Raw genomic sequence first — 12,963 nt, 5'->3', positions numbered from 1 at the left:
TCAGTTCTCCTCGGGCGCGATGGCCTCGCCGGCGATGTCGCCGCCGTACTCGGTCAGCGACCAGCCCCCCGGTCGCTCGACGAACGAGTCATCGTGCCAGTAGTACGTCGTCACTTCTTCGGCGGACGCGGCCGCCACCGGATCGTCCTTCTTGTAGATCTGCTTGGTGACCACCAGCTCGCCCCGCTCGATCTCGGAGTACGCCGACGGCTCCTCGGTCATGAAGACATTCTTGTACTTCTTGCCCTCGGGGCGATACACGTAACTGCCGACGCCGACGGCATCGCCGCAGGTCATCACGTTGACCACGACATCCGGCGACGATCCCCCGGTCAGGTTGCCGTAGGTCACGTCCACCGGGTACTCGTCCGCGGCACAGGGCTTGAGGTCGGCCTTGATGTCGGCGCTGACCTTGCTGTCGGCCTTGACCAGGGCGATCGCGTCGGCCCGCTTGAAGTTCCTGGACGACTGCGACTCGGAGGACGACGGCGGCGTGGGTCCCGACGCCCGGTCCGTGGGGGCGGAGCCCTCGTCACGGGTGCCGGTGCCGCCGGTGGTGCAGGCCGCCAGGGATCCGACAAAAAGGACAAGGGCGGCGAGCCCGGCCACCGCCGTGCTCCCCGCCTTCAGGCCCTTCGACCGATTCAGGCCGCGCAACGCTCCCGCTCCTCACGCATGAGCATGCGCCCATCGAGGTCCCGGCTCTCCAGCTCCTGACGGAGCCGGGCCAGGGCCCGGTGCAGCGTGCTCTTGACCGTGCCGGCCGACATTCCGAGGGCGGCGGCGGTCTCTTCGGTGGACATCTGCTCCCAGTGTCGCAGCACCACGACGCTGCGCTGCTTGGGAGCGAGCACCTTCAGTACGTCCATCAGCAGGGCCCGGTCGGCGTGCTGCTCGGTGGAGTCCTCGACGCTGGCGTCCGGCAGCTGCTCGGTGGGGACTTCCTCCAGGCGCCGGGCCCGCCACCACTCCGTACGCGTGTTGATCATCACGCGGCGGAGGTAGGCGTCCGCGAGGCGCTTGTCGGCTATGCCGTCCCAGCGGTGGTAGGTCCGCACCAGCGCCGTCTGCAGCAGGTCCTGGGCATCCACCGGGTCCGGCACGAGGCGGCGGGCGCTGCGGAGCAGGGCGTCCTGCCGGGTACGTACGTACTCTTCGAACTCGAGCACCTCGCCGTGCGCCATTCCCAACCGCCTCCGTCCTCAACACCCGCGTCCGAATTGGATGCATTCGTAGTGGAACCGGATGTCTCTCCGGTACATCTACGAAGTTACGGAGGCGTTGTAACGGGGCTTTGCGGGCTGGACTTCGAGGGGCGCACGGCTACCCCTCGGTTAGGTAACAGAACTAAGGGCAGGCTAAAAACCCGGTGCGTTATGCCTGCTCAAGTCCCTTTTTAGGCGATGTAGGGCAGACGTAATCCGTCACATCCGCCCCACTGAGGCTCTCCGTCAGCTGAGCGGCAGCCGGTAGAGCCCGCCCGCCAGCGGCTCGACGAGGCCGTCGGCCACCAGACCGTCCAGCGCACGGCCCCGCTGAACCGGCTCGTCCCACACCCGGTCGAGCACGGCCTGCGGCACCGGCGCCACGGCCTCGCGCAGCACGGCGAGCAGCTTGCCGCGCACCTGACGGTCGGTCCCCGCATACGTCTGGGCGCGCCGCGGCGGCCCCTCGTGCGCGGGCTTGCCCGCCTGCAGCCAGGCGCACTGCGCGGCGATCGGGCAGCGCGCACAGTCCTCGTTCTTCGCCGTGCACACCAGCGCGCCGAGCTCCATGGAGGCCGCCGCCCAGCGCGCCGCCGTCGACTCCTCCTCGGGCAGCAGCGCCCGGGCCAGCTTCCGCTCGGCCGCCGTGGTCGCGTTCGGCGGGTACTGCACGCCCGTCGCCGCCCGCGCGAAGACCCGGCGCACATTGGTGTCGAGCACCGCATGCCGCTGTCCGTACGCGAAAGAGGCGACGGCCGCCGCCGTGTACTCGCCGATTCCGGGCAGCGCGAGCAGCTGGGAGTGCTTCGCCGGTACGTCGCCGCCGTGGCGTTCCGTTATGGCGACGGCCGCCCCGTGCAGGCGAAGGGCGCGGCGCGGATAGCCGAGCCGGCCCCAGGCGCGCACGGCCTCGCCGGGCGGCTCCTTGGCCAGGTCGGCGGGGCGCGGCCAGCGCGCCAGCCACTGCTCGTACACCGGCAGCACCCGGTTCACCGGGGTCTGCTGGAGCATGAACTCGCTGACCATCACGGCCCATGCGCCCGCGTCGGGGCGGCGCCACGGCAGGTCCCGCGCGTGCTGCTCGAACCACGCGATGACCGGGCTGTGCAGCCGGTCCGGTGCGGCGGACGTCGCGTCCGCGCCGGGGGTCGGGTGGGTGTCGGATCCGTCGGAGCTGAGTGCGATCGCAGTCATGGCAGGGCGATCCTCCCACGAGGGGGGCTCGGGACCTGACGATCGGCAGGGGTGGCGGCGTGGCTTCCGCTTGTACCGTCGGCCGGGTGTCCGCTGCCGTGCCGCCCTCAGTGCCGATTCCCGCCGTACGTTCCCGGCTCGCCGACGCCCTGCTCTGGGCGGGCCTCGCCGTCCCCGCCCTCGCGGCCGACCGCCTAGGTCTGAACGAGCCCCGCGCCGTCTGGCAGGAGCTCGCGGGCCTCGCCGTGCTCGCGGCGGCGGCCGCGGTGTGGCGGGCCCGGCCGCTCTGGTCGGTGCTGCTCGTGGGGGCGCTGGGGCTCGCGGCCTCGCCCTCGCTCTTCACGGTGTCGTACGGCATCGCGCTCGCCGTCTTCTGCCAGCTGCTCGGCGCGCGGGGGCCGGCCCGGACGCGGCCCGTCCTGTACGCCTTCGCCGGGCTTGCCCTGGCCGGGAGCGTCCGGATCGTCGTGCGGGACGTCGATCCGGTGGCCGAGTGGCTGATCCTCATGGCCACGCTGCTCTTCGGCTGCTGCTTTCCCTGGCTGGTCGGCCGCTTCCGGCGTCAGCGCCGCGAACTGGCCGTCGCCGGCTTGGCCCGGGCCGCGCAGCTGGAGCGGGCGCGGATCGCGCAGGACATGCATGACTCGCTCGGGCACGACCTGAGCCTGATCGCGCTGCGGGCGGGCGGGTTGCAGCTCGCGCCGGACCTTCCGGAGGGGCGTCGGGCCGAGGCGGCGTCGCTGCGCTCGGCTGCGGCGGATGCGACGGACCGGCTGCGGTCGATCGTGGGGCTGTTGCGGGAGGAGGGGGAGGGGGCGCCCCTCACCCCGGCCGGTGAATCGGTGGCGGCTCTGGTCGAGCGGGCCGCGTCTTCGGGGCTGGCGGTGTCGCTTCGTGAGTCGGGCTTGCCCGGGGGTGGCGGTGTGGCTGAGCGGACTGTTTACCGGGTGGTGCAGGAAGGGCTGACGAACGCGGCGAAGTATGCGCCGGGGGCGCGGGTTTTGGTTGCGGTGGAGCGGGGCTCGGCCGGTACGACAGTCGTGGTCGAGGACGACGGTGGTTCTGGCGGGAAGCGGTCCGTTGGGGCCGGGGGCACCGGGCTGCTCGGGCTGCGGGAGCGGGTGTTGGGGGCGGGTGGGGTGTTTTCGGCCGGGGCCTGTGGGTCGGGGTTTCGGGTGCGGGTGGAGGTGCCGGCTGATTTCCCCCACCCCGCCCCTTCCCGTGATCCTGCGGAGCTTTTGGGGGTTGAGGGAGGGTGGGTTGGTGCGGGTCGGTGGTGGCGTCGGGGGCTCCGCCCCCGGACCCCCGCTCCTCAAACGCCGGAGGGGCTGGATGAGGCGGAGCTGCTGGGTGAGGGGCAGCTGCCGGGCGGGGCGGGGCTGTCGGGAAGGGCGGAGGGGCAGCAGCGTGCCGGTTATCGGGGCTTCTTTCTCGCCGGAGTGCTCGGGCTGCTGCTCGTTGCGGGGGCCTTCGGGTGGTACGCGTACAGCAAGTCGCACTCTGTCCTGTCGCCCCGTGACTACGCGGACCTTCGAGTCGGGGACAGGCGGGAGCAGATGCGGTTGCCGGAGCGGGAGATCGACGATCCGCCGACCGACCGGGCCCCGGCCGAGCCCGCCGGGGCGAGCTGTGTCTACTACCGGGCCAGTGGTGAACTCTTCGTGTCCGTCGACCACTTCAGGCTCTGCTTCGAGGGCGACCGGCTCGTCGCCAAGGACCGTGTTCCCGCCGTTGGAAAGGCCAAGGACGACCAGTGATCCGCGTACTTCTCGCCGACGACGAGGCCATGATCCGGGCCGGTGTGCGGGCGATTCTCGTTTCGGATCCCGGTATCGAGGTCGTCGTGGAAGCGGCGGACGGGCGGGAGGCCGTCGAGGCGGCCCAGGCGCACCGGCCCGATGTCGCGCTGCTCGACATCCGTATGCCCCGGCTCGACGGGCTCGCCGCCGCCGAGGAGATCGTGCGGACCGTGCCCGGGTGCGGGGTGGCCATGCTGACCACGTTCGACGAGGAGGCGTACGTCGCCCGGGCGCTGTCCGGGGGTGCCACCGGGTTCCTGCTGAAGTCGGGGGATCCGCACGAGCTGCTCGCGGGGGTCCGGGCCGTCGCGTCCGGCGCCGCGTTCCTGTCGCCGAAGGTGGCCCGGCGGGTGATCGACGGGTACGGCGGGGAGCGGCTCGGCAAGGCGGCGGTTGCCCGGGAGCGGACGCGGGCGCTGTCGCCGCGCGAGCGGGAGGTGCTCGGGCTTGTGGGAGCGGGGCTCTCCAACCCGGAGATCGCGGCCCGGCTCCACCTCGTGGAGGGCACCGTCAAGGCGTATGTGAGCGCGGTCCTCGACCGACTTGAAGTCAAGAACCGCGTTCAGGCCGCGATCGTCGCGTACGAGGCCGGACTGGTGGAGTAGCGGGCCGGACCAGGCGGACTAGTGGTGCAGTGAGGGCTCGCGCGGTGCCGCGTGCTGGGCCGGGCCCGGGCCGGCCGCCCAGCGCACCGCCGCCGTGTCCGAGCCGCGCATCGTGTCCACGAGACGCGTCAGGGGGCGGGCTCCGAGACGTACGACCAAGAAGGCGGTCAGCGCGCCGAGCAGGAGTCCGGCCAGCACGTCGTGGGGGTAGTGGACGCCTACGAATACGCGCGAGAACGCCATCAGGACCGCCATCGGCAGCGTCAGCCAGGCGATGCCGCGCCAGGCGAGCGCCAGGCCGACCGCCGCGCCGGCCGCGATCGTGGCGTGGTTGCTGGGGAAGGACCAGTCGCCGACGGCCGGGCACTTCACCAGGGAGGTGGTGGCTCCGGTGACGGCGCGGCAGGGACGCTCCTCGTCGATCAGCGACTTGAGGACCTCGCTCACGACGTACGCGACCGCGGTGCCGAGCGGGGCGAGGACGGCTATCGCGAGCAGCCGCGAGTCCGCGCGCCGGGCCCGCCACCAGGCGGCCACGAAGAGCACCCCGAAGAGCAGCAGGCCGACCTCCGTCCACACCTCGGCCAAGTGCTGCACCCACGAAGGGGTGTCGTGCGCGAAGTCGGTGATGTCGCGGTAGAGGCCGGAGGTGTCGACCGGGGTGTTCGGGGCCAGAGCGTCCAGAGCTTGCATAGCTTCCATGGTTACGCACCGTACGTAAGGATCTTGTCTCGTCACATCCCGCGATCGGCCAGTGACGTACCTGACGATCGACAGGGGTCCAAAGTCCCGTCAGGGGGAGGGAAAGAGGTCCCGGGGCCGCCGGGGCCGGGATGATGATCCGCAAAAGTTGCGGGAAGGGGCGGCGGGTGGGGCGGGAGTTGGGCCCGATCTCTCGTACAGTTTGCGCCGTGGGATCTCTGCGCAATCCGATCGGGCCGCTTCCCTCCTCCATCTACTGGCGACGGAGGGCTGTTCTGCTGTCCTTGGTCGCCGTGTTGGCGCTGCTGATCCTATGGGTCGTCACTTCCGGTGGCGGGGGCGGCAACGGCGGTGACGACGGCGCCAACGGCAAGGGGCCCGCGCCCTCGATCACCCCTGGGCCCTCGGGTTCCGGCCCCGCGATCAGTGAACAGCCGGGCGGGCGCGACGAGTCGGGCGACGACTCCGGCGGTGGTTCCGGCGGCGGCGACGGGTCGGGCGACGGTTCCGGTGACGGTTCGGGTGCGGACGGCGGCAGCGGTTCGGACGGCGGTTCCGGCGGTGGCGAGGACGGGTCCAAGGGCGGGGGCGGCAGCGGTACGCGGCTGCCGGCCGGGTCCAGCCTCCCCGACTGCACCAAGCCGAAGGTGACTTGGGCGGTGAAGAGCGACCCGCGCGAGTACCGGCGTGGTGAGAAGCCGAAGTTGGAGCTGACCGTCGAGAACACCTCGGGTTCCGCCTGCAAGGTCGATCTCGGCGCCAAGCACGCGGTGTTGACCATCACTCAGGGCGGCGAGAGCGATCCGATGTGGTCCTCCGAGGACTGCCCGCGACGCGGCGAGGACAGCGTGCTGCTCCGGGTGCCGGCCGGGCAGGAGATCAAGTACACCGTGGAGTGGGACCTCAGGGCGAGCGAGCCGCACTGCGCGACGCCGTCGGCCGGGACGGCCGGGCCCGACACCTATCTGGTCGAGGTGAAGGCGGACGGGCTGCCGAAGCTGCAGACGTCGTTCGTCATCAAGGAAGACTGAGGCCCCGGGGAAGACCGGGGCCCAAGGGCCTAGACGTACCGCTCCAGGATCGACGACTCCGCGAGCCGCGACAGGCCCTCGCGCACCGACCGGGCCCGGGCCTCGCCCACGCCGTCGACCGTCTGCAGGTCGTCCACGCTCGCGGCGAGCAGCTTCTGCAGGCCGCCGAAGTGCTCGACGAGGCGGTCGATGATCGCGCCGGGCAGCCGCGGCACCTTCGCGAGGAGCCGGTAACCGCGCGGCGAGACCGCCGAGTCCAGCGCCTCGGGGGAGCCGGTGTACCCCAACGCCCTTGCCACTATGGGCAGTTCGAGCAGCTCGGTGTGGGTCAGGGCGTCCAGCTCGGAGAGTGCTTCGTCGACCGTGCGGGAACGCTTGGCGGTCGGCTCCGGCACGTAGTCCCGTACGACGAGCTCGCGCTCCGGCTCGACGCCCGCGATCAACTCGTCCAACTGGAGGGTGAGGAGACGGCCGTCGGTGCCGAGCTCGACGACGTACTCGGCGATCTCGGTGGCGATGCGGCGGACCATTTCGAGGCGCTGGGCGACCGCCGTCACGTCCCGGACCGTCACCAGGTCCTCGATCTCCAGGGCGGAGAGCGTGCCCGCGACCTCGTCGAGGCGGAGCTTGTACCGCTCCAGGGTGGCGAGGGCCTGGTTGGCGCGGGAGAGGATCGCGGCCGAGTCCTCCAGGACGCGGCGCTGGCCGTCGACGTACAGCGCGATCAGCCGCATCGACTGGGACACCGAGACGACCGGGAAGCCCACCTGCTTGGAGACGCGGTCGGCCGTGCGGTGCCGGGTGCCCGTCTCCTCGGTGGGGATGGTCGGGTCGGGCACCAGCTGGACGCCGGCCCGCAGGATCTTGGTGATGTCCTTGTCGACGATGATGCCGCCGTCGAGCTTGCAGAGTTCCCGCAGGCGGGTCGCGGTGAACTCGACGTCCAGGACGAAGCCGCCCGTGCACATCGACTCGACCGTCTTGTCCCAGCCGAGAACGATCAGTCCGCCGGTGTTGCCGCGGAGGATGCGCTCCAGGCCGTCGCGCAGGCCCGTGCCCGGGGCGACCGCGCTCAGGGAGGCGCGCATCAGACCATCGGCGCCGGAGCTCCCGCCCGACTTTCCGGGAGCTGCCGCCCGGTCGTTGGCTGCCACTGCTCTCCTCCGGTCGGTCGCAGACATGCTCTGCACGGCCCGCTGCCCAGGCCCATTTTCAAACGGATGGGCGAGACCGGGGCAAAGTCTACCGGCGCTCATCGGCCTCCCGCGGGGCCTCTCGGCGACGCGATCTCGGCAGTACGCGCAGCGCGTCCCCCATGTCGGCGACTTCGGTGACCTTCATACCGGCCGGGACCTTGCCGGGATCGCGCGGCACGAGGGCGTGCGTGAAGCCGAGACGGTGCGCCTCGGAGAGCCGGCGCTGGACGCCCGTGACCCTTCTGACCTCGCCCGCAAGGCCCACTTCTCCGATCGCGACCAAGTTCTTGGGCAGGGGAGTGTCGCTGGCCGCGCTGGCCAGGGCGAGGGCGATGGCCAGGTCCGCGGCCGGCTCCGTGAGCTTCACGCCGCCGACCGTCGCGCTGTAGATGTCGCGCTTGCCGAGGGCGGTGATCCGGCCGCGCTGCTCCAGGACCGCGAGCATCATCGACACGCGGGAGGTCTCCAGGCCGGAGGTGGTGCGGCGGGGGGACGGGATCTGTGAGTCGACCGTGAGGGCCTGGACCTCGGCGACCAGGGGGCGCTTGCCTTCGAGGGTGACGGTCAGGCAGGTGCCGGGGACCGGCTCGTCGCGGCGGGTGAGGAAGAGGCCGCTCGGGTCGGCGAGGCCCGTGATGCCCTCGTCGTGCAGCTCGAAGCAGCCGACCTCGTCGGTCGCCCCGTACCGGTTCTTGACGCCGCGGACCAGGCGCAGGCGCGCGTGCCGGTCGCCCTCGAAGGAGAGGACGACGTCCACCAGGTGCTCCAGGAGGCGGGGGCCCGCGATCGCGCCGTCCTTGGTCACGTGGCCGACCAGGAGGGTCGACATCGCCCGCTCCTTGGAGGCGCGGATCAGGGCGCCGGCGACCTCGCGGACCTGGGCCATGCCGCCCGGGGCGCCGTCGATCTCGGGGGAGGCGATCGTCTGTACGGAGTCGAGGATCAGGAGGGACGGCTTGACGGCGTCGAGGTGGCCGAGGACCGCGGAGAGGTCCGTCTCGGCCGCGAGGTAGAGGTGGTCGTGCAGGGCGCCGATGCGGTCGGCGCGGAGGCGGACCTGGCTGGCCGATTCCTCGCCGGTGACGTACAGGGTGCGGTGCTCTTCGTCGGCCGCCTTGGCCGCCACGTCCAGGAGGAGCGTCGACTTTCCGACGCCGGGCTCGCCCGCGAGCAGGACGACCGCGCCGGGGACGAGGCCGCCGCCCAGGACGCGGTCCAGCTCGTCGACCCCGGTCGAGCGGGCCGTGGCCGTGCGGCCGTCGACCTGGCCGATGGGGAGGGCGGAGCTCGTGACCCTTCCGGGCGCTGTGGTGCGGACCGCGGGTACGCCGTACTCCTCGACCGTGCCCCAGGCCTGGCACTCGGGGCAGCGGCCCAGCCACTTCGCCGTCTGCCAGCCGCATTCCGTGCAGCGGTAGGCGGGGCGGTCCTTGCTGGATTTTGTGCGGGTGGCCATGGGGGAACCGTAGCCCGTGGCACTGACAGTGCGGCTTGCGGTGACTTCGCCTCGGTCGCGGGCCCGCGGCGAAGCCGCTGATGTCACGGCGCCCCGGGCCCCGGTCCTCGCCGGACGGGCTGATTTTTGCCCCTCCCCGCCCCTTCCCGTAAGGCTGCCGCCGGCTTCCGGGGCGGGGGTGGGTGGGTACCCGTCCGGCGCCTGAGGACACAGCTCCGCAGGATTTCGGGAAGGGGTGGGGTGGGGGAAAATCAAGCCGCGACCCGCACCCGCGCCCGGCTCTCCGCCAGCGTCGGGTAGTCGTTGTAGCCCGTCTCGCCACCTGTGTACATCAGGTACTTGTCCCGTACGAGGTTCAAGGGCGCGGCAGCCTTCAGGCGTTCGACCAGGTCCGGGTTGGCCAGGAAGCCGCGCCCCAGGGCGATCAAGTCGGCCCCGGCCGCGAGGAGTTCCTCGCCCTTCGCCTTGCCGCCGTCAGTGGCGACGTCCTCGCGGGACAGGACCGGGTTGCCGATCAGCGTGCCCGGCCAGATGCGGCGCAGCTCGTGGAAGAGGGGCTGGTCGGGGTCGGCGTGCACGAGGTGGAGGTAGGCCAGGCCGCTGTCCGCGAGGGCGCCGGCGAGGGACGTGTAGATCGTGTCCGTGTCGCCCTCGGCCATGCCGTTGACGGTCTGGGTGGGGGAGATGCGCAGGCCCACCCGGTCCGGGCCGATGGCGTCGGCGACCGCGCGGACGACCTCGACGACGAAACGTATGCGGTCCTTTGCCGAGCCTCCGTAGGCGTCGGTGCGGCGGTTGGTGTTCTCGCCGAGGAACTGGTGCAGGAGCTGGCCGTTGGCGCTGTGCACCTCCACCCCGGCGAAGCCCGCGGCCACGGCTCGGCGGGCCGCTGCCGCGAAATCGGCGACAGTCGTACGGATGTCGTCGATCGTCATCTCGCGCGGGACGGGCGCGGGTTGGGGGCCGGACGGGGTGGCCACGTCCTCTGGGAGCGCGAGGGCGGAAGGGGCGAGGGGGATGAGTCCGCTGGTGTCGGGGTGGCCGTTGCGGCCGCCGTGCTGCAGCTGCAGGAACATCCGGCCGCCCTGCGCGCGCACCGCTTCCGTCACGCGCCGCCAGCCCGCCTCGTGCGCGTCGTTGTGGATCGCCGGGATGTCGGGATAGGTCTGGCCGACCGCGTTCGGCGTGGTGCCCTCGGCGATGATCAGGCCCGCCGAGGCGCGCTGTGCGTAGTGGGTCACCATCAGGTCGGACGGGACGCCGTCGGCCTGTGCGCGGTTGCGGGTCAGCGGGGCCATCACCAGGCGGTTGGGCAGCTTGAGCGGGCCGAGGCGGGTGGCCTCGAAGAGGGGGGAAGTGAGGGGGGCGGGGGCTGATTCTGCTGCTGTGTTCGTCATGCCGGTACCGTAGAAGTTGTCATCGGTGTCAGGTTCAAGTCCATTGGCTGATGGATGGGGTGGGGCATGCGGATTGGTGAACTGGCTCAGCGGGCCGGCGTGAGTGAGCGCTCGCTGCGTTACTACGAGAAGCAGGGATTGCTCGCCTCCGAGCGCACACCCGGCGGCCATCGGCACTACCTGGAGGTCGCCGTGGACCGCGTCGTACTGATCCAGCAGCTGTACGCCGCGGGTCTGCACAGCAAGAAGATCGCCCAACTGCTGCCCTGCATGCGGGACGCGGACGGCCGCCCGAACGAGATCGCCACCCCGCGCCTGGTCACCGAGCTGGCCGAGGAGCGCCGGCGGATCGACGGGATGATCGCCGATCTCGTACGTTCCCGGGGCGTGCTCGACGAAGTGATCGGTGCGGCCTCTGAACAGCTCACGTCCGGAGCGTCGGGTCAACTCGCGTCCTGAGCAGGCGTATCCGGTCTGGTTGCGTCACGTCCAGGCCATGGAATCCGAGGTTCCTGTCCCCTTTTGAGGGATCTGTTCACCCGTAAGGATTAAAGGTGCTCGAGGGGGCGGACCCGTCTGCCGTCCGGCCCCTACGGTCGCACGGGTGACGACCAGCAGCCCGGAGCACCCTACGCACACCACCGGCGCACACCGGGCGCACCGTCGTGCGCCCCGGACCGTGCCGCAGGCGCCGCCCGCGCGCTATGAGCCTTATCTGGACGGCCTGTTCACGTACTGCCTGTCCGTGCTCTGCGACCACGACGCGGCGACGGCCGCGCTCGGCGACGTACTCGCGCTGGCCGAACGCCGTCACTCGCGCGCGCCCGAGGGCACGCAGGACCGTCGGGCCTGGCTCTACGCCCTGGCCCGCTGGTCCTGTCTGCGCGGGCTCGCCGAGGCCAAGCGCAAGCGGCAGGGCACGCACGCGTCCGGCCGGCGCCCCGCCGCGGACGGCGTCCCCGTCTCGGACGAGGCGAGTGAGCGGCACAGGCGCGAACTCGCCCTGCTGGCCTGGCCGGAGGCCGCCGGCACCACCCCCGAGCAGCGCGAGGCGCTGGAGCTCGCGGTCCGGCACAAGCTGGCGCCCCGCGAGGTCGCCGCCGTCCTCGGCATGGAACCGGCCGCGGCCCGCGACCTCCTCGGCGCCGCCGCCTGCGAGGTGGAGCGCACCCGGGCGGCCCTCGCCGTCGTCGAGACCGGCACCTGCCCGATCGTCGCCCGCCTCACCGGTGACAACCAACTGCTGCTCGGCACGGCGCTGCGCCGCGAACTGGTCCGGCACGTCGACGACTGCCCCCGCTGCCGCCGCACCGCCGAGCGCGCGGGCTCCGCCTCCTGGCCGGGCACCGCGGTGACTCCCGCCGAACTCCCGGTCGTCGAGGCGCCCCGTGCCGCGGTCCATGTGGCGATGGCCCATGTGCCCCGGGCGCGCGCCGCAGCTCCTCGCTTCGACCGACGGGGCTTCCCCATGGACCCCAAGGACCGCGCGGCCCGCCGCGACCGGCTCCGCGCGCGTGCCGTGACGACGACGGTCGTGGCCACCGTGGTGGCCGCGCCGGTGCTCGCGCTGTGGGCCGCGTACCGCGGGGCTCCGCTGACCGGCGAGGGCCACGACGGGCGCACGATCACGGCCAGCGAGGCGGACGGCTCCGGCGAGCTCGGCGGGGACCGGGCGCGGAGTTACGAGAACGCGGGCAATGCGCGGGCCGAGCCCGACTCCCGCTTCACCGCGGGCAGTCACTCGCCCGATGTCTCCGTCGAGGTGATCAGCCCCGGCGGCAAGCCGACGAAGCCCGGGGTCGGGCCCGGCCGCCTCACGGTCGCGGCGCAGCCCAGCGGTGACACGACGCTCATCACGCTGACCGCGTCCGGTGGGGAGCCCGTGCACTGGTCGGCCTACGCCGACGCGTCGTGGCTGTCGCTGAGCAGGTCCTCCGGGACGCTGCGGCCCGGGGAGTCGGTCACGATCCGGGTGTACGTCGACCATGCGCGGGAGCCCGTGGGGCATTGGAGTGCGCGGGTGGGGGTTGCGCCGGGGCGGGCGGTGGTGGTGATCGAGGGCTACGGATCGGCTCCGCCGTCGCCTGATCCGACCGATCCTTCGCCTGATCCGACGCCTACGGATCCCTCGCCGGATCCGACTCCGACCGATCCTTCGCCCGACCCGACCGACCCCTCACCGGATCCGACCCCGACCGACCCCTCGCCATCTGAGCCGGACCCGACGCCCACGCCTACGTCCTCGGAGCCGCCGCCGAGCGGGTCGGGGTCGCCGACCGGCTGATTTCTTCCCCTCCCCGCCCCTTCCCGAAATCCTGCGGAGCTGTGTCCTCAAGCGCCGGACGGGCTGACAAAGTCAGCCCGTCCGGCGCTTGAGG

Annotated in this window: 12 protein-coding genes; 5 read left to right on the top strand and 7 right to left on the bottom strand. The window is 72.1% G+C overall.

The window, feature by feature from the left end:
• The 3 genes from OG430_RS22165 to OG430_RS22155 all read right to left on the bottom strand — a co-directional run bounded on the left by OG430_RS22165 (position 1) and on the right by OG430_RS22155 (position 2,399).
• Positions 1–657: a hypothetical protein gene (locus OG430_RS22165; RefSeq protein ID WP_327354302.1), complete on the bottom strand. Its 657-nt coding sequence runs from the start codon at positions 655–657 to the stop codon at positions 1–3.
• Entirely contained in the window at positions 645–1,184 is a 540-nt protein-coding gene (locus OG430_RS22160) for a SigE family RNA polymerase sigma factor (RefSeq protein WP_327354301.1), read from the bottom strand. The genes OG430_RS22165 and OG430_RS22160 overlap by 13 nt, the downstream gene beginning before the upstream one ends.
• A gap of 267 nt (positions 1,185–1,451) precedes the next feature.
• Entirely contained in the window at positions 1,452–2,399 is a 948-nt protein-coding gene (locus tag OG430_RS22155) for an A/G-specific adenine glycosylase (protein ID WP_327354300.1), read from the bottom strand.
• Between the two features lie 86 nt (positions 2,400–2,485).
• Here OG430_RS22155 and OG430_RS22150 point away from each other — a divergent pair, with 86 nt between their 5' ends.
• The gene (locus OG430_RS22150) at positions 2,486–4,156 is read left to right on the top strand and encodes a sensor histidine kinase (RefSeq protein WP_327354299.1); all 1,671 of its coding nucleotides are present in this window, start codon (positions 2,486–2,488) and stop codon (positions 4,154–4,156) included.
• Positions 4,153–4,803: a response regulator transcription factor gene (locus OG430_RS22145; RefSeq protein WP_327354298.1), complete on the top strand. Its 651-nt coding sequence runs from the start codon at positions 4,153–4,155 to the stop codon at positions 4,801–4,803. The genes OG430_RS22150 and OG430_RS22145 overlap by 4 nt, the downstream gene beginning before the upstream one ends.
• An 18-nt stretch (positions 4,804–4,821) precedes the next feature.
• Here the strand turns inward: OG430_RS22145 and OG430_RS22140 are convergent, their stop codons facing one another.
• Positions 4,822–5,505, bottom strand: coding sequence for a phosphatase PAP2 family protein (locus OG430_RS22140; RefSeq protein ID WP_327354297.1), 684 nt, complete (start codon positions 5,503–5,505; stop codon positions 4,822–4,824).
• 209 nt (positions 5,506–5,714) lie between these two features.
• On the opposite strand from OG430_RS22140, the gene OG430_RS22135 reads away from it, so the two are divergent.
• Positions 5,715–6,536, top strand: a complete 822-nt coding sequence (locus OG430_RS22135; protein ID WP_327354296.1) for a hypothetical protein — start codon at positions 5,715–5,717, stop codon at positions 6,534–6,536.
• A gap of 29 nt (positions 6,537–6,565) precedes the next feature.
• On the opposite strand, the gene disA is transcribed toward OG430_RS22135, so the two are convergent.
• From disA to OG430_RS22120, 3 genes are all read right to left on the bottom strand, one after another.
• Positions 6,566–7,690, bottom strand: coding sequence for a DNA integrity scanning diadenylate cyclase DisA (gene disA, locus OG430_RS22130; protein WP_327354295.1), 1,125 nt, complete (start codon positions 7,688–7,690; stop codon positions 6,566–6,568).
• Between the two features lie 88 nt (positions 7,691–7,778).
• The gene (gene radA, locus OG430_RS22125) at positions 7,779–9,188 is read right to left on the bottom strand and encodes a DNA repair protein RadA (RefSeq protein ID WP_327354294.1); all 1,410 of its coding nucleotides are present in this window, start codon (positions 9,186–9,188) and stop codon (positions 7,779–7,781) included.
• Between the two features lie 251 nt (positions 9,189–9,439).
• Entirely contained in the window at positions 9,440–10,585 is a 1,146-nt protein-coding gene (locus OG430_RS22120; RefSeq protein WP_327354293.1) for an alkene reductase, read from the bottom strand.
• Between the two features lie 66 nt (positions 10,586–10,651).
• Between OG430_RS22120 and OG430_RS22115 the strand changes: the two genes are divergently transcribed.
• Together OG430_RS22115 and OG430_RS22110 are read left to right on the top strand one after the other, a co-directional pair.
• The gene (locus tag OG430_RS22115; protein ID WP_327354292.1) at positions 10,652–11,044 is read left to right on the top strand and encodes a MerR family transcriptional regulator; all 393 of its coding nucleotides are present in this window, start codon (positions 10,652–10,654) and stop codon (positions 11,042–11,044) included.
• A 145-nt stretch (positions 11,045–11,189) separates the two neighbouring features.
• Positions 11,190–12,869, top strand: coding sequence for a BACON domain-containing protein (locus OG430_RS22110; RefSeq protein WP_327354291.1), 1,680 nt, complete (start codon positions 11,190–11,192; stop codon positions 12,867–12,869).
• Positions 12,870–12,963: the final 94 nt, after the last annotated feature.

Source organism: Streptomyces sp. NBC_01304 (genome assembly GCF_035975855.1).
Lineage (GTDB): Bacteria > Actinomycetota > Actinomycetes > Streptomycetales > Streptomycetaceae > Streptomyces.
The sequence above is the reverse complement of the archived record's forward strand: the minus strand, read 5'-3'. Positions and strand labels throughout refer to the sequence as shown.